We start from the raw sequence: 17158 nt of genomic DNA on the forward strand, positions 1-17158 counted from the left end.
GAGTGTAGGAACCCTCATTTTCGAGAGACCTCGACCTCTATCCCGGCAACGACGCGCCAACCACCTCTACACCCTCAACTGCGAAGAGCCCATTTACTGCCTGAATCAACTATCACCCTCGTAATTCAAGCGTTGACCTCCTCTTGCAGTGAACACTAGCCGTAGGCAAAGCAGATGCTGCTACCAGCGGACGAGCCGGTATACGTCAGCGCCGCCTAACAGTTGGTTGGCGCCCAGATGCGCGGAAGCATAGCCGCGATCGGCGAACTTCTGGAGTATTTCATTCCGCTTCGCAATTGAATTCCCATACGGGTCCGCCGGCAAGACCCTACTCACGTAATAGACGTGTCGATTCGAGAGGCTGGACAGATCCGGAAAATGGTTGATCAATTCGTCCTGGCTGGCTACGAAAGTCACCGCGTCAGGCGGAACCGACCACAATGTCGGCGGTACAACTCCACGCCGATCCGAATCGATCACGATCGCGGCGTCGGATGCCGGCACTAGCGCGGTTGTCTGCGTGTAGCGATAGCCGGCGTGCACGGTAGCCAGCGTTACCCCGACAAACTGGAATACGAGGAGCACCGACAGCACCACAGCCACCACGTGCGAACGCCGCGCCGACACCGCAAGCCCGACGAATAGAAATGGGGTGATGAAGTACAAATAGAGCGGACGCATGGAATGCACCGGGCTGATGAAAGAGACGTACAGCGCGATGATGGCCAGCCAGCAACTGAAGAACATCTGCAATGGCACTGCCGACGCAGTCGGAACGAATTCATGCCAGCCGCCGTGACGACGCACCACCCACTTGGCGGCGATCCACAGAATCGGCGAGACCACCACCACTGTCAGGACACCGCCCACGACGGCGCCGATCTCGACACCGTACGACTGGTACGCGGGATCGATCGGCGCAAACGCCTCGTACAGCGGGCCGAGCAACGCCACGATCCGGACCCCGAGCATGGGCCAGGAAAAATGCTGTGCCTGTTCCCCGCCACGGTGGAATGACTCCCAGAACCCCGGGTTTCCCATGCCGAACGCGCTGACGGCGACGACGCCGACGGCGACCAGACCGGCAAACTCCCAGTACCGCCGGCGGGCCACGATGGCGACACCGACGAGCAGCAAGGCAAACCCGGCAGGGACGACGAACAAGTACTGAGTCAGCAGGCCCAAGGCAATGACAGGGGCAAGTGCGACCAGGTAACCGAATTTGTGGCGGGTGAACCACAAGCAGACGAACAACAACAGTAGCGTCGACCACAAGCCGAGCAACGCATACTGGCGAATAGCGACCGCGCTCGCTCGGACCGCCATGGAGAGTGCCCACGTCAACACAGCGGCCGCACCTAAGAAGGTGGGGATCTCGAGCACCCGGCACACCGCAAAGAGCAGCAGTGCCGTCATGACAACAAGCACAACGTTCAGCATGGCTGCGGCCGGGATCGAGACACCGAAAAACGAGAACCAGATGTGCAGCAGCCAGAAATACAAAGGCGGATGGATGTCAAAATGCGCCAGATCGGTGCGAATCCGGTCGAAACATCCCGGATTCCGCAGACTCCAATAGTCCTGCCAGGTCTGCACAGATACCCATTGACCAATGGGAATGAATTGCGAATAGCGCCCCTGATTGCAAGTCGCCGACAGCATGGTGATCGCGTCATCGTGAGACAGCGAAGTCGACACCATCGCGCGTACCACCAAGAGCACGATCAATGCGACGACGAGCCAAACCGCCACCGCGGGCGTCAGCCGATACGCCGCAAATCTCCCGAACAAGCGTTCACACCGTTGGCGTCCACCCTCGTAACGCGTGCTCAAATTGGCGCTCCCCTGATAACCGGCCATGCCCTGACCCGAATCTCCCAGACGACGACAGTACCCGTCCGACCCGTCCGGCTACCGCCTGAGCGCGCCGCCCGGACGATGTGTGAGGCACTGCTTTCGGCCTACCGCTATCGACCGATATGCCGTCGTCTCATCGCCCAAGAGTCTCTTCAGGGCAATGACGACAGAGCAACTACCGGATCGACGGCGACGGCCGAATTGCCACCGACCCTCCTGCCGATCGCGCTGCCGGTGAACACCGCCAGGGCCAGCCAGATCAGCACGAAGCCTGCCCACCGGCCCACCGGCATCGGCTCATGCCCGACGATGACGCCCCACGCCATCTGCAACGCCGGCGTCAGGTACTGCAGCAGGCCCATGGTGACCAGCGGAAGCCGTTGCGCCGCACCGGCGAACATCAGCAACGGCAGCGCCGTCACCGGGCCGCACAACATCATCAGAAGTGTGTGGCCCGCGCCCAGCTCGGGAACCGTCGCCTGGCCCGCAACCGTGAGGACGGCGATGTAGGCCAACGCGAACGGGGCAGCCACCCCGGCCTCGACGCCGACGCTGACCCGTGGGTCAGCGGGAACCACCTTCTTGACCGCGCCGTACACACCGAACGACACCGCCAGGCCGAGGCCGATCGCGGGAACCTCGCCGGCCTGCACCGCGAGCACGATCACCGCGGCCGCGCCGATGGCCAACGCCGTGGCCTGGGCCCGATTCAGGCGCTCGCCGAACACCGCGACGCCCAGCGCCACACTCACGAGGGGGTTGATGAAGTAGCCCAATGCGGCGTCGACCACGTGGCCGTTGCTGACCGCGTAGATGTAGATGCCCCAGTTCAGCGAGATCAACGCCGAGGCCGCGACCAGCAAGCCCCAGGTACGGCCCGACAGCCGGCGCAGGTCACCCAGGCGGCGACCGGCGGCCAGCACCACGAACATCAGCAGCAGGGTCCAGACGATGCGGTGGGCCAGCACCTCGAACGCCGTGGCCGGCTTGAGCAGCGGGAAGAACGCCGGAAACAGACCCCACGTGCCGTAGGCGCCGAGCCCGAGCAGCAGTCCCCGGTTCTGGTTCGAAGTTGCCGTCGCGGTTGTGGTCACTGACGATGCAACACGTCCAGAGCATGCTGCAATTCCGGCGGGTACTCGCTGGTGATCTCGATCCACCGGCCGTCAGCCGGGTGCGCGAATCCCAGCGAGCGCGCATGCAGCCATTGCCGCCCGAGCCCAAGCTTTTTCGCCAGCGTCGGGTCGGCACCGTAGGTCAGGTCGCCGCAACAGGGGTGGTGCAGCGCCGAGAAGTGCACGCGGATCTGATGCGTCCGCCCCGTCTCCAGGTGCACGTCGAGCAGGCTGGCGGCCACGAACGCCTCGATGGTGTCGTAGTGGGTGATGCTGTGCCGGCCGCCTTCGGTGACGGCGAACTTCCAGTCATTGCCCCGGGCCCGCCCGATCGGCGCATCGATGGTGCCGCTCGACGGATCCGGGTGGCCCTGCACCAGCGCGTGGTAGCGCTTCTCCACGGTGCGGTGCTTGAACGCCCGCTTGAGCACCGTGTACGCCCGCTCGGACAGCGCCACCACCATGACGCCGGACGTGCCGGCATCCAGCCGGTGCACGATGCCCTGCCGCTCGTGGATGCCCGACGTGCTGATCCGGAAGCCGGCCGCGGCCAGCCCGCCGAGGACCGTCGGGCCCGTCCAGCCCAACGAGGCATGTGCCGCCACCCCGGCCGGCTTGTCGACGGCCACGATGTCATCGTCGGAGTAGAGGATCGCCATGCCCTCGATGTCCTGCGGCGTGTTCTCTAGCGGCGCCGGCGCCTCGGGCAGGCGGACCTCCAGCCAGGAGCCCGCCACCAGCTTGTCCGACTTCGCCGCCGGCGCGCCGTCGATATCGACGCCGCCGTCTTCGGCGATCGTGGCGACCGCGGTGCGCGACAACCCCAGTAGGCGTGCCAGACCCGCGTCCACCCGCATCCCGGCCAGTCCTTCGGGGACCGGCATCGAACGGCTGCTCATCGGCCGGTTTCAGCCTCGTCGGCGGCCGCGGCGGCCGGTTCCGGCTGTGCCGGCGAATCCTGTTGTATATCAGCGGCTTCCGTGGAATCGGCGGCCGGCGCCTGCTTGCTCTCGGTATCGAAATCGATGCCGAACATCGACAGCCCGACCAGCAGCACCGCCCCGCACACCACCGCGGAGTCGGCGACGTTGAAGACCGGCCACCAGCCGACCGAGAGGAAGTCGACCACGTGCCCGCGCAGCGGCCCCGGCGACCGGAAGAACCGGTCCATCAGGTTGCCCACCGCACCGCCGAGGATCATCCCCAGGCCCAGCGCCCACCACAGCGAGACCAGCCGCCGGCCCATCCAGATGATGCCCAGGACCACGCCGGTGGCGATCAACGTCAGCACCCAGGTGTAACCGGTCGCCATCGAGAAGGCCGCCCCGGAATTGCGGACCAGCGTCCAGGTGATGGTGTCACCGATGATCTCGACCGGCTGACCGGGCACCAGCAGCTTCACCGCCAGCACCTTGGTCAGGACATCCAGCCCCAGCACCAGCGCCGCGACCATCAGCAACAGCCGCAACCGTCGCGCGACGGGCTGGGCCTGCGCCGGCTCGGTCACCGGCGATTCGGCGCTCTCACCCGTCTCCGGCCCGGCCTTCTCAGCCGTCTCCGGCCCGGTGCCCGAGGTCGCCTCCGGCTCCGTGGATTCATCAGTCACTCCCCCATCATCCCAAAGACCCCGTGAGGAACAATTTCGCCCATGACTCGCGTCGTCGTGATCGCCACCGGAGGCACCATTGCCACCAGCACCGACCAACACGGAATAGCCCGCCCGACACGTAGCGCCGGCGACCTGGTGCACGATCTGGGCGCCGGAGTCCAGGTCGACACCGTCGACCTCATGTCGGTCGACAGCTCCGAACTGACGCCGGCCGACTGGGACCGCATCGGGGCTGCCGTGCGGGCCGCCGGTGACGCCGACGGGATCGTCATCACGCACGGCACCGACACCATGGAAGAAACCTCGTTGTGGCTCGACATGACGTACGACGGCGCCGTACCGGTGGTCCTGACCGGCGCCATGCGCAGCAGCGACGCACCCGATGCCGACGGCCCGGCCAACCTGCGGGACGCGATCACCGTCGCCGCCAGTGGGTCGGCCCGCGACCTCGGCGTGCTGGTCAGCATGGCCGGGCAGGTGTGGCAGCCCCTCGGCCTGACCAAGACCGGGCACGGTTTGCTCGGCACGGCGGTCGGGTCGCTCGATGACGGCTCGTTCGTCGCCGGCGCGGTCAAAAAGCGGCCACGACTGGGCGCGTTGTCGGCGGCGTCCGCGCCGCGGGTGGACATCGTCGCCGCGTATGCCGGCAGTGACGCACTGGCGATGGACGCCTTTGCCGCGGCCGGCGCCGGCGGAATCGTCCTCGAATCGCTCGGCTCGGGCAATGCCGGGTCCAAGGTGCTCGCCGGGGTGCAGCGGCTGTGCGCTGCCGGCGTCGCGGTGGCGATTGCGACACGGGTGCCCGGTGCGCGCGTCACATCGGGCTACGGTCCCGGACGGGCATTGCTGGACGCCGGGGCGGTGTCCGCGGGCGGGTTGCGCGCCGCTCAGGCCCGGGTGTTGCTGATGGCGGCACTCGCCGCCGAAATACCGGTCACAGACCTGTTCGCTGAGTGGGTTTAGCGAAACTGTCCCACTGGGTGGACGACTTGTCCGTCAACGTGCACTCAATTGACGACCCAATGATAATTTCCCCCACGCCCAACTCCCGGGGGGAAGACAGTGGAATCGACGGCGCTCGGTAGCCGACACCAACAGCAGAAGCGTCTCGACATTCAGGGCATGCGCGCGATCGCGGTGGCCCTCGTCGTGCTGTTCCACGCGGAGATCCCCGGATTCGGTGGCGGTTACGTCGGCGTCGACGTCTTCTTCGTGATCTCCGGATTCCTGATCAGCACGCACCTGTTGAGCGAGCTGCACCAGCGCGGGCACATCCGGTACGGCGCGTTCTACGCCCGGCGGGTGCGCCGGCTGCTGCCGGCCGCCTTGACCGTCATCGTCGCCACGGTGGCCGCGGCGGCCTACTGGGTGTCTCCCCTGCAGTTCGGGTACGTCGTCAAGGACGCCATCGCCGCGACGTTCTACGTGCCGAACGTCCTGTTCGCCTACCGCGCGACCGACTACCTCGCCGACAAGACGCCGTCGCTGTTCATGCACTACTGGTCGCTCGGTGTGGAGGAACAGTTCTACCTGCTGTGGCCGGCGTTGCTCGTCGGGCTGTTCGGTCTGGTCAAGCTGCGCGCCCGCCGGGTGGCGGCCATCGGCGCCGTCGTCGCGGCATCGTTCGCACTGTGCGTGTGGTTGACCGGTTTCTCACAGCCGAACGCCTTCTTCATCCTGTTCCCGCGGATCTGGGAGTTCGGCGTCGGCGGCCTCGTCGCGCTCGTCGTGCTGACCCGTGGCCGCGTCTTCGGCCCCCGGATCGGCGCCGTCGCCGGTTGGGCCGGGCTGGCCGCCATCGTGGGCAGCGGTGTCCTGTTCTCCACCGCCACCGAGTACCCCGGCGACGCCGTGGCGGCGCCGGTGCTCGGCACAGCGCTGCTGATCGCCGCCGGCCCCGTGCGCTGGGGTCCCGCGGCACTCCTGAGCCTGCGCCCCCTCACCTGGATCGGCGATGTCTCGTACTCGCTGTACCTCGTGCACTGGCCCCTGCTCGTCTTGCCCGTCGCCGCCACCGGATACATGCACACCTTGCCCATGTGGCTGCGCGTCGCGATCGTCGCGGCCTGTGTCCCGCTGGCGTGGCTGCTCTACCGCTACGTCGAACAACCGGGCCAGCACATGACATGGCTGAACGCGGCCCGCCCCCGCCGCACACTCGCCGCGACGGCAGGCGTGATGGCCGCCGTCTGTGCCGTGGTTCTCACGGTCGCCGTCGTGCAGTCCCCCCGGCGCGACGCCGGCCGCCCCGCGGTGCACGCGGCGCTGAGCGTGAAACCCGCCGGGACCCCGTATGTGCCGAGCAACCTCACCCCGGAGCTCTCCGACGGTGCCGGCGGTGAGCCGGTCATCTACGCGAACGGCTGCCACCGCGGCCAGTGGGCCACCGACCCGGCCGGCTGCACCGTCGGGACCAACCCGCAGGCGCCGCTCGTCGTCCTGTTCGGCGATTCCCATGCGGCGCACTGGTATCCGGCACTATCCGCCCTCGCCGACCAGGGCCTGATCCGGCTCGACAACCGCACCAAGAGTCACTGCCCGTCGGCCCATATTCATATCGCCACCTACCCGCGGTGTGCCGAATGGCGCGAAAACGTGCTCGACAGCCTCGCCGCAGCCAAACCGGCACTGATCCTTCTCGGCGCCTGGGGATCCAGCTATGTGCTGAACGATGCCGACCCGGCGGCGCACTGGCGAAAGGCGCTGACAGACACCATCAGTGAGCTCCCGGCGCAGACACGCGTCGCGGTGCTCGCCGATACCCCGTCGATCGGGGTGGCGCCCACCTTCTGCCTGGGGCTCTACCCCGACGACGCCCAGCGCTGCGCACTGCCTCGGGACCGGGCGCTGAACCAGGCCGTCCGCCGGGCCGAGACGGAGCTGGCCGCCGGCAGCACATTCGACTACCTGGATTACAGCGACTACCTGTGCAACGACGCCGTCTGCCCCAGCATCATCGGGGACACGCTGGTCTATCGCGACGGCCACCACCTCACGGTGAACATGAGCACCGCGCTCGCCCCGATCATCGGCGCCGACGTGCTGTCCCTCCTCGCACCGGAAGGGCAGCCCTCCACTGCGGACACTCCACAGGTCCGGGAAGCGTTGGTCGCCCGCAGCAGCGGAACGCCGAATCTCGCCCGCGGCCTTCATCCCCACCGGGACTAGGCGTCAGGCGGCGCCGTCGTCGGTCGGCAACTGCGCCAGGTAGTCCTGCCAGTCCAGGCTGTCGACGGGGTCGGCGCGGGTGATCCGCGGATCGTCGGCCGCGACGGTGCGGGCCACCCCGGGACCGCTGGCCCGGGTCTCGAACCGCACCGTCATGACACCGTGCCCGGCGCCCTGCACCCAGCCGTGGCCGTGGTCCGGATGCTGGACGTCGTCACCGACGCGCCACGGGGATTCGATCGGGGCGGCGCTCAGCGCGGCGGCCTGACCCGCCGAGGTCGCGACCTCGGCGTCGTCCGTCATCTCCAGCTCCGGGAACAACGACTCCTGCCGGGCGTCAGTCAGGCCCGAAAACCCTACGCCCACAAGGCGAATCGGGCCGATCTCGACCGGGTCGAGCAGCAGCCGGCGGGCCGTCGCGGCCAGGGTCGACGGGTCGGTGGTCGCGTACGGCAACGTCGCCGAGCGCGTCAACGTACTCATGTCGGACTTCTTCAGCTTCACCGTGACGGTGCGGGCACCGCGACCGTCGCGCTGCAGCCGACGATGCGCATGCTCGGCGATGGGCCCGATCTTCTCGCGCAACTGCTCCAGCGTGGTGAGGTCGATCTGGAACGTGGACTCGGCGCTGATCTGTTTGGCCTCGGCCCGCTCGACCACCGGACGGTCATCGATGCCGCGGGCCAGCCGGTGCAACGCCGGGCCGACGGTGCCGCCGAGGACGTCGGCGGCTTCGGCATCGCTGAGCGCCGCCAGCGCGCCGACGGTCTCGATGCCCAGCCGGTGCAGCTTCTCCTCGGCGACCGGCCCGATCCCCCACAATTTCCGGACCGGCAACGCCGCCAAGAGCGAGCCCTGCTCGTCGCCGCTGATGATCCGGACCCCGTCGGGTTTGGCCAGGCCCGACGCGATCTTGGCGACCTGCTTGCCCGATCCGGCGCCGACCGAGGCCACCAACCCCGTCTCCGACCGCACGGCAGCCCGCAGGTCTTCGCAGAACTGCCGGACCGCGTCGGGCTCGGCGCCGACCAGTTCGGCCGGCTCACCGAACGCCTCGTCGAACGACAACTGCTCCAGCACCGGCACCACGGCACGCACCGCGTCGAGCGCGCGCCGGCTGGCCACCGAATACACCGCGCCCCGCGGCGGCAGCACGACCGCGGACGCCCCCACCAGCCGCCGGGCCTGGTGCATGGGCATCGCCGAGCGGGCACCGAATCGGCGCGCCTGGTAGCTCGCCCCGGCCACCACGCCACGACCACCGAGCCCGCCGACCAGCACCGGGCGGTCCCGCAAGGTAGGCCGAGTCAACTGCTCGACGGACGCGAAGAAGGCATCCATGTCCAGATGCAGGACCCAGCGATCCACAGCAGCCAATCTAGAGGGGCGAGCGTAGCGACGGGAAATATGACAGTCGCTACGCTTCACCGAATGAACGACGTGCCGATCCGTGACGAATCGATCCGGCTGGGTCAGTTCCTCAAACTCGCCAATCTCATCGACAGCGGAGCCGACGCCAAGGCGGTCATCGGCGACGGGCTCGTGAGCGTCAACGGCGAGGTCGAGACGCGGCGCGGACGGCAGCTGCGCCCCGGCGACACCGTGACCTTCGAGGGTCAGTCGGCCCGGGTGAGCAGCTAGCGCCCGTTCGCCGGAAACCGGGTCAGGCCTTGGCGATCGCGGCCCGGACGCCGTCGCCGACATCGGCACCGTCGGCCAGCTCGGCCGCATCGACCACGGTGAACCCGGTGGCCAGGATCTCGCCGGCGATCAGGTCGGCATGGGTCGTCGCCCACGCCCGCTTGTCGGCCGGCACCGCGAACGTCACGGTGATCCGGTCCGAAACCTCCAGCCCGGTGGACTTGCGCAGGTCCTGCAGCTCGCGGATGCGGTCCTTGGCCCAGCCCTCGGCCTCCAGCTCGGGCGTGACGGTGGCGTCGAGCACCACCAGGCCCGCGCCCTCCGGCAACGCCGCGGTGAAGTCCGGTTCCGCGGCAACGAGTTTCGAGCTGTACTCCTCCGGCAACAGCACGGCGGGCCCGGCGGTCAGCGTGCCGTCGGGGTTGACGACACCCTCCCCGGCCTTGACCGCCTTGATCGCGGCCTGCACGTCCTTGCCGATGCGCGGGCCGGCGACGCGCGCGTTGACCGCCAGCTCGAACTTTCCGTAAGCGTCGATGTCGTCGGTCAGCTCGACGGCCTTGACGTTGAGCTCGTCGGCGATGAGGTCTTTGAACGGCGCGAGGGCCGACGGGTTGTCCACGGCCACCGTCAGTTTCGGCAACGGCAGCCGCACGCGCAGCTTCTTGGCCTTGCGCAGCGACGAACCCGCCGAGCACACCTCGCGCACGCGGTCCATCGCCGCGACCAGCTCGGGGTCGGCCGGGACCACACCCGCTTCGGGCCAGTCCGTCAGGTGGACGGAACGCTCGTCGGTCAGCCCCTGCCACATCTTCTCGGTGGCCAGCGGCAGCAGCGGTGCGGCCAGGCGGCAGGTCACCTCGAGCACGGTGTGCAGCGTGTCGATGGCGTCGGCGTCCTCTTCCCAGAACCGCGAACGGGACCGGCGCACATACCAATTGGTGAGCGCCTCGGCGAACTGGCGCAGCTGCTCGCAGGCGCCCGAGATGTCGCACGCGTCGAGCGACTCGGTGAGGGTGTCCCGCAGGTCGGCGAGCTTGGCCAGGATGTACCGGTCCAGCACGTGCGTCGAATCCGTGCGCCACGTGCCCTTCTTCGGTGCATACAGCGCCAGGAAGGAGTACGCGTTCCAGACCGGCAGCAGCACCTGCCGGACACCGTCGCGGATGCCCTGCTCGGTGACGATCAGGTTGCCGCCCCGCAGGATCGGCGAGGCCATCAGGAACCAGCGCATGGCGTCCGAACCGTCGCGGTCGAACACCTCGGACACGTCCGGGTAGTTGCGCAGCGACTTGCTCATCTTCTGGCCGTCATTGCCCAGCACGATGCCGTGTGCCACACAGGTTTTGAACGCCGGGCGGTCGAACAGCGCGGTCGCCAGCACGTGCATGGTGTAGAACCAGCCGCGCGTCTGGCCGATGTACTCGACGATGAAATCGCCTGGGAAATGGGCCTCTTCGCTGGCCGAGCCGTCGAACCAGTCCTGATTCTCGAACGGGTAATGCACCTGCGCGTAGGGCATCGAGCCCGAGTCGAACCAGACGTCGAACACGTCCTCGATGCGGCGCATGGTCGACTTGCCGGTCGGGTCGTCGGGGTTGGGCCGGGTCAGCTCGTCGATGTAGGGGCGGTGCAGGTTGTCGGGCCGGACGCCGAAGTCTCGTTCCAGCTCGTCGAGGCTCCCGTAGACGTCGATGCGCGGGTAGGCCGGGTCGTCGGACTTCCACACCGGAATCGGGCTGCCCCAGTAGCGGTTTCGCGAGATCGACCAATCACGCGCGTTGGACAGCCACTTGCCGAACTGGCCGTCCTTGACGTGCTCGGGGTACCAGGTGATCTGCTGGTTGAGCTCGACCATCCGGTCCCGGAACTCGGTGACCTTGACGAACCACGACGACACCGCGCGGTAGATCAGCGGGTTGCGGCACCGCCAGCAGTGCGGGTAGGAGTGCTCGTAGGTCTCGTGGCGCAGCAGGACCGGTGCGTTGGCCGCGGCCGGGCCGGTGCCGTTCTTGAGGTCCTTGATGATCTGCGGGTTGGCCTCGAAGACCTGCTGGCCCTGGTAGTCGGGCACCGTCGAGTCGAACCGGCCCGTGGAGTCCACCGGCGTGACGGCGACGATCCCGGCGGCGTCACAGGTGGCCTTGTCGTCCTCGCCGTAGGCCGGCGCCATGTGGACGATGCCGGTGCCGTCCTCGGTGGTGACGAAATCGCCCTGCAAGACCTGAAACGCGTTCTGCGCCTTGTCACTGTCGACGAAGAACGCGAACGGCGGCAGGTAGTGCGTGCCCAGCAGTTCGGCGCCGAGGTAGCTGCCGACGACCACCGGCTCTTCGCCGAACTCGCGCGCATAGGCCGCCAGCCGCGGCTCGGCCAGCACGTAGTTCTGCTCGTCGGGGCCCACCACCTGCACGTAGGTGACCTCGGGGTGGACGGAGACGGCCTGGTTGGACGGCAGCGTCCACGGCGTCGTGGTCCAGACGAGGAGGCGGGCACCGGCCACCGGTCCGTCGGTCGCGACGAACCCTACGGTCAGCGCCGGATCCTGCCGGCTCTGGTAGACGTCGTCGTCCATCCGCAGCTCGTGGTTGGACAGCGGCGTCTCGTCGTTCCAGCAGTACGGCAGCACGCGGTTGCCCTCATAGGCCAGACCCTTGTCCCACAGCTGCTTGAACGCCCAGATCACCGACTCCATGAACGTCAGGTCCAGGGTTTTGTAGTCGTTGTCGAAGTCGACCCAGCGGGCCTGGCGCGTGACGTAGGACTGCCACTCGTTCGAGTACTTCATGACCGAGGCCCGGCACGCGTCGTTGAAGGCGCCGATACCCATGGCCTCGATCTGGGCCTTGTCGGAGATGCCGAGCTGGCGCTGCACCTCGAGCTCGGCGGGCAGGCCGTGGGTGTCCCAGCCGAACCGGCGCTCGACCTTGTAGCCGCGCATGGTGCGGTAGCGCGGAACGATGTCCTTGACGTAACCGGTCAGCAGGTGGCCGTAGTGCGGCAGCCCGTTGGCGAACGGCGGACCGTCGTAGAAGACGTATTCGGGGGCGCCGTCGCGGCGCGCGATGCTGGCACGGAAGGTGTCGTCACGGGCCCAGAACTCCAGAACCTCGGTCTCGAGGTCGGGGAAATTCGGTGTGCCACTGGCGGTCTTGGGGTACGCGCTCACGTCTGGTCTCCAGTGCCGTCAGCACCAAACGGTGCTCAGTTCCAGGCACGGGGACGACGATCTCGCGTCTGGACGCGAGTGCCGCGGTACCACCCCGCTTGCGCACCGCCGACCCCGGAAGGTCGCACACGTGCGCCGCTCAACTGCAGGCGATGACGGGCCCACCCGTTCGGTTCTACTGAGCCGCGGCGTTGATGGCCCCGGCCGTTCTTCCGAATGCTCCCCGGTGATGGCCGGATCGATGCGAATGCAGCGATTCTAACGGGCGCGGGCCGCCGCGGAGCACGCCGGACTACTCCGCGACCGGCAGGGCCTCCGAGGCGAGCTCGATGACGGCGTAAGAGAACTGCTCGGCGAGTTCTTCCACGGTGTAGGGCTCGAACTGGTGCCGGGCGTACCACCAGTCGACGTGCAAGGCGTCGTCGGCGTGGAACGCGCGGACCTCGAGCGTGTGGGCCGGGCCCGGGTGCTCGCCGTCGATGGCGGACATGCCGTAACTGAACAACACGTCGGCAACGTCGTTCGGGTCGGCCGCGGCGGCCGCCAGGGCGCCGCGGACCGCCTGCACCATCGCGGTGGCGTCGACGTCCGATGCGGAGGCCGCCTCCACCTCGAGCCGCCGGATCACGGCCAGGCCGCCGCCGGAGCGTTCCTTCGCTGCGGCCACGTCGACCGCGGCTCGGCCGGGCCCGATGACCCGCTCGATCGCGCGGCCGAGGGCGGCGATCAGCAGCACCTCGGCATCGACTCCCAGGTATTCGACCGCGCCCTCGAGCTCGGCGGTGATCACCGGCGACAGCGGGGCCTCGAGGCGCCGCATGTCGACCGCAGTACCGGCGGTGTCGAAGCCGCCGAACTCGTAGTCGGCGACATGCATCGTCGCCGCAGCAGCAGAAGGGAGAACGGCGTCGAACTCACCGGCGTACGCAAGAGTCATGTGATGCAAACTACAACACGATTCCCAAATTTGGGACATAGCTCCCGAAACTGTGACGCCCATGTCAATTACGGCTTATGTGTCGCAAAAACAGTTGCTAGCAACCAAAGGGGGGAAGGGTCTATCGTGGCAGAGTGCCCCGAACAGACCAGAACGGCAGACAGCTCAAGGCGCTGCTCGACTACATTCTCGACGGCGACGTCGAAGCGAGGGAGATCTACGGTGCGCTCGGAACGTCGAGCAGTACGTACTACCGGCGGATCAAAGAGGCCGATTACCCCAATGCGGAAGAACTCCGCCTGGTGGCCGATCACTTCCGGCTGAGCTACCCCGACCTGCAAGTTCGGTTCGGCCTGATGAGCCACGACGAGGTCATCAACTACATCCAGTCGGCACCCCTCGCGGTTGCCACGGCGGCGCCGGCGGTCCCCAAACGCGCCACGAAATTGTCGGAAATGACGCGACGTGCTGATGCACCGCCGCTCTGACAAGTAAAATCTGAGCGTTCGCAGGCGCCGGCAAAGGCTTCAACCGTGGCTCTCACAGTTCTCATCACCATCACTCTCGCCTGTATGGCGTGGAGTCTGTGGATCCGTCGCGTCACCTGGTCCTGCCGCTGGGAAGTGGCCGCGACCCTCAACATCGCGCTGCAGGCCGCGGCTGTCGTCCTGATGTCCCCGATGGCCGCCGACACGTTGGGCCGCGCCATCCACTCGATGACCGGCGTCTGGAACCTGCCCGCCTACCTCGGCCACGACTGCTACATCGTGGCCGCCTCTGCGATCGTCTACAACGCCATCGGCCGCCTGGCCGACGATTCGGCCATGCAGAAGATGTTCACGCAGTACATCGAGCGGCCCGCGACCCTGTGCATCCCGGTGCTGCTCGCGCTCTTCTCGATGAGCGTGGCCGGTCGCGAGTACTCCCCCGACCTGTTCACCATGCCCACCGACGGCTGGCTGGCCGCGTACTGGCTGGTGCTGTGCGGCACCCTGACCTACCTGCTGGTGTTCGGCGGCCGCGCCCTGCTGGTGTTGCGCAAGAACCCCGACTCGCGGCGCATCGCCAACATCTATCTGTTCGCCACCGCCAGCGGCATCATGGCCTGCGCCACCCGCATCCTGACATCGCTGGTGCCCGAGCTGCAGCCCCTCGAAGACGGCAAGTTCGTCTGGGTCTTCGCCTGCATGTGCGGCGGGGTCTTCGCGCTGGCGTCCGCGCACTCGTGGCTGATCAAGACCAAGTGGTTCTCGAAGGCGGCCCACTGAGCCTCCAGCGCTGACCGTCGGAGACTCGTCAGCAAAAGGCCCGATCCGTCAAAATCTGCGAGGATGCCTTACTCTGCTATCCGGCACCCGGTGTCAGTTTGACTGTGTTTCACCACCTTCGACGACACCCGGCCTTCACCCCTGCCCGAACATCCCCGAGGAGGAAGTGTCCGTGATCGAGTCGTCTCTGCCGGCCGTCCTGCGCGAGCGCGCCAGCCTGCAACCCAACGACGTGGCTTTCACGTTCATGGACTACGACACCGACCCCGATGGCGTGGCCAAGACCCTCACCTGGGCTCAGCTGTACCAGCAGAGCGTCGCAGTGGCGCACGAACTGCGCCAGCACGGTGAGATCGGCGACCGCGTGGTGATCGTCGCCCCGCAGTGCCTCGAATACGTCGTCGGCTTCCTCGGCGCCCTCGAGGCCGGCATGATCGCCGTCCCGCTGACCCAGCCGATCATGGGCCACCACGACGAGCGCGTCATCTCGGTCATGAAGGATGCGCAGCCGGTCGTAGCCCTGACCACCGCGGCCAGCAAGGACGCCGTCGCGCAGTACGCGACGCCGAACGACGACGGCCGCAGCCCCGTCGTCCTCGCTGTCGACGAACTGGACCTGGAGACGCGTCGTAAGCCGTTCTCCCGCCGCGAAGTTCGCCCCGAGACCGCGTACCTGCAGTACACCTCGGGCTCGACCCGCACCGCGGCCGGCGTGATGGTCTCGCACCGCAATGTCTCGGCCAACTACGAGCAGATGATCGCGGTCTTCTTCTCCGAGTGGGGCAAGGTCGCGCCGGCCGGCAGCACCGTCGTGACGTGGCTGCCGCTGTACCACGACATGGGCCTGCTGCTGGGCGTGTGCACGCCGATCCTGGGCGGCTGGCACACCGTGATGACCAGTCCCATCTCGTTCCTGGTCAAGCCGGCCCGCTGGATGCAGTTGATGGGCAGCCACAAGAACGTCATCACCGCCGCGCCGAACTTCGCCTTCGACCTGGCCGCCGCGCGGACCACCGACGAGGACATGGCCGGCAAGGACCTGAGCACGGTCCTGACGGTCTTCAGCGGCGCCGAGCGCGTACAGCCGACCACCGTGAAGCGCTACATCCAGCGCTTCGCCAAGTTCGGGCTGCCGGGCAAGTCTGTCCGCCCGAGCTACGGCCTGGCCGAGGCGACCCTCTACGTGGCATCCCGCGAATCTGGCGAGCCGCCGACGGTCGTGGAATTCGACACCGAGAAGCTTGCCGACGGCATCGTCGAGCGCGTCGAGTCCGGCAGCCCGCTCGTGAGCTACGGCTTCTCGCCCTCCCCCCTGGTTCGCATCGTCGACCCGGAGACCCGCCGCGAGGCTGCCGAGGGCACCGTCGGTGAAATCTGGACGCACGGCGAGAACGTGTGTGCCGGCTACTGGAACAAGCCCGAGGAAACCGAGAAGACCTTCCGCGGCGTACTCGAGGACGCTCCCGAGGGCACCCCGTCGGAGTACTGGCTGCGTACCGGCGACCTCGGCTTCATCTCCGAAGGCTCGCTGTTCATCATCGGCCGGATCAAGGACCTGCTGATCATCCGCGGCCGCAACCTGTACCCCGACGACATCGAGGCCACCGTCAGCGCGGTCTCGGGTGGCCGTACCGCCGCCGTCGGTTTCGAGGAGGACGGTGTCGAACAGTTCGCCGTCGTCATCGAGATGAAGAAGCGCGGCGAGACCGAGGACGAGGTCCGCGAGAACCTGGCACAGGTCAAGCACGACATCACCTCGGCCATCTCCCAGGTGCACGGTGTGAATGCCGCCGACCTGGTGCTGGTCGGCCGGGGCTCGATCCCGATCACCACGAGCGGCAAGATCCGCCGCCAGGCCTGCACCGAGCTGTACCGCAAGGGTGCCCTGGCGCGCCTGGACGCCTGATCCCCCGGGACCAGGCTGCGCACCGCGCGGCCTGGTCCGAGGTGGCGGCCGCCGGCGCTATGCGCGGGTCAAGAGAATATCGGTGCGCCGCGTCGGTGCGGTGTGCAATTCATTGAGCGGACCGGCTTTCCATTTGAGATACCAGGCATTGCTGTAGCCGTTCTCCACTTCGTAGGCGGCGAAGTTTTGCTGAATGCGTTTGAACAGCACATCGAAAGCGGCCCGGTCGTCTTCGGGATTGGCTTCGAAGATGATGCTCATATTGTCGGGAAACGCGTCGATGTGATCGAAAATATCGCTGAGTATTGTTGTTTCAGCACCTTCGACATCCATCTTGATCAGGCGCACACGTGCCAATTCCTCCGGCGCGAGAATATCCAGCAACGGCGCCGCGGCGACCGTCGCGCATTTCTGGCTCTTCATGATTGAGGGTGTAGAACGGTCAGCTGCTGTCGGCCTGTGATTGGGGTGTCTGGTTGGCTGGGTGT

14 protein-coding genes are annotated in these 17158 nt (G+C 67.3%); 6 read left to right on the forward strand and 8 right to left on the reverse strand.

The window, feature by feature from the left end; translation table 11 throughout:
- Positions 1 to 180 precede the first annotated feature (180 nt).
- The 4 genes from ACJH6H_RS28710 to lspA form a co-directional block, all read right to left on the reverse strand.
- The gene (locus tag ACJH6H_RS28710) at positions 181 to 1860 is read right to left on the reverse strand and encodes a glycosyltransferase family 39 protein (RefSeq protein ID WP_346414682.1); all 1680 of its coding nucleotides are present in this window, start codon (positions 1858 to 1860) and stop codon (positions 181 to 183) included.
- 149 nt (positions 1861 to 2009) lie between these two features.
- Entirely contained in the window at positions 2010 to 2951 is a 942-nt protein-coding gene (rarD, locus tag ACJH6H_RS28715; protein WP_406776293.1) for an EamA family transporter RarD, read from the reverse strand.
- Positions 2948 to 3871: an RluA family pseudouridine synthase gene (locus ACJH6H_RS28720; protein WP_135355247.1), complete on the reverse strand. Its 924-nt coding sequence runs from the start codon at positions 3869 to 3871 to the stop codon at positions 2948 to 2950. Before ACJH6H_RS28720 ends, rarD begins: the two co-directional genes overlap by 4 nt.
- Entirely contained in the window at positions 3868 to 4479 is a 612-nt protein-coding gene (lspA, locus tag ACJH6H_RS28725) for a signal peptidase II (RefSeq protein WP_406776300.1), read from the reverse strand. Before lspA ends, ACJH6H_RS28720 begins: the two co-directional genes overlap by 4 nt.
- Before the next feature lie 141 nt (positions 4480 to 4620).
- Between lspA and ACJH6H_RS28730 the strand changes: the two genes are divergently transcribed.
- Positions 4621 to 5544, forward strand: coding sequence for an asparaginase (locus ACJH6H_RS28730; protein ID WP_406776294.1), 924 nt, complete (start codon positions 4621 to 4623; stop codon positions 5542 to 5544).
- Between the two features lie 159 nt (positions 5545 to 5703).
- A complete protein-coding gene (locus ACJH6H_RS28735; RefSeq protein WP_406776295.1) occupies positions 5704 to 7749 on the forward strand; it encodes an acyltransferase family protein in 2046 nt (681 codons plus the stop codon).
- Between the two features lie 3 nt (positions 7750 to 7752).
- On the opposite strand, the gene ACJH6H_RS28740 is transcribed toward ACJH6H_RS28735, so the two are convergent.
- Entirely contained in the window at positions 7753 to 9090 is a 1338-nt protein-coding gene (locus ACJH6H_RS28740) for a DNA polymerase IV (RefSeq protein ID WP_406776301.1), read from the reverse strand.
- A 90-nt stretch (positions 9091 to 9180) separates the two neighbouring features.
- Between ACJH6H_RS28740 and ACJH6H_RS28745 the strand changes: the two genes are divergently transcribed.
- On the forward strand, positions 9181 to 9390 hold the full coding sequence (locus tag ACJH6H_RS28745; protein ID WP_212811492.1) for an RNA-binding S4 domain-containing protein: 210 nt from the start codon (positions 9181 to 9183) through the stop codon (positions 9388 to 9390).
- A 22-nt stretch (positions 9391 to 9412) separates the two neighbouring features.
- On the opposite strand, the gene ileS is transcribed toward ACJH6H_RS28745, so the two are convergent.
- The gene (ileS, locus tag ACJH6H_RS28750) at positions 9413 to 12559 is read right to left on the reverse strand and encodes an isoleucine--tRNA ligase (protein WP_406776296.1); all 3147 of its coding nucleotides are present in this window, start codon (positions 12557 to 12559) and stop codon (positions 9413 to 9415) included.
- Positions 12560 to 12851: 292 nt separating this feature from the next.
- Complete coding sequence (locus tag ACJH6H_RS28755) at positions 12852 to 13496, reverse strand: hypothetical protein (RefSeq protein WP_138249237.1); 645 nt, start codon at positions 13494 to 13496, stop codon at positions 12852 to 12854.
- 134 nt (positions 13497 to 13630) lie between these two features.
- Between ACJH6H_RS28755 and ACJH6H_RS28760 the strand changes: the two genes are divergently transcribed.
- From ACJH6H_RS28760 to ACJH6H_RS28770, 3 genes are all read left to right on the forward strand, one after another.
- On the forward strand, positions 13631 to 13984 hold the full coding sequence (locus ACJH6H_RS28760; protein WP_135355239.1) for an XRE family transcriptional regulator: 354 nt from the start codon (positions 13631 to 13633) through the stop codon (positions 13982 to 13984).
- A 45-nt stretch (positions 13985 to 14029) separates the two neighbouring features.
- On the forward strand, positions 14030 to 14764 hold the full coding sequence (locus tag ACJH6H_RS28765; RefSeq protein ID WP_406776297.1) for a hypothetical protein: 735 nt from the start codon (positions 14030 to 14032) through the stop codon (positions 14762 to 14764).
- Positions 14765 to 14930: 166 nt separating this feature from the next.
- Positions 14931 to 16670, forward strand: coding sequence for an AMP-binding protein (locus tag ACJH6H_RS28770; RefSeq protein WP_406776298.1), 1740 nt, complete (start codon positions 14931 to 14933; stop codon positions 16668 to 16670).
- Positions 16671 to 16727: 57 nt separating this feature from the next.
- On the opposite strand, the gene ACJH6H_RS28775 is transcribed toward ACJH6H_RS28770, so the two are convergent.
- Positions 16728 to 17093, reverse strand: a complete 366-nt coding sequence (locus tag ACJH6H_RS28775; RefSeq protein WP_406776299.1) for an FkbM family methyltransferase — start codon at positions 17091 to 17093, stop codon at positions 16728 to 16730.
- Positions 17094 to 17158: the final 65 nt, after the last annotated feature.

Source organism: Mycobacterium sp. SMC-21 (genome assembly GCF_045310825.1).
Taxonomy (GTDB): domain Bacteria; phylum Actinomycetota; class Actinomycetes; order Mycobacteriales; family Mycobacteriaceae; genus Mycobacterium.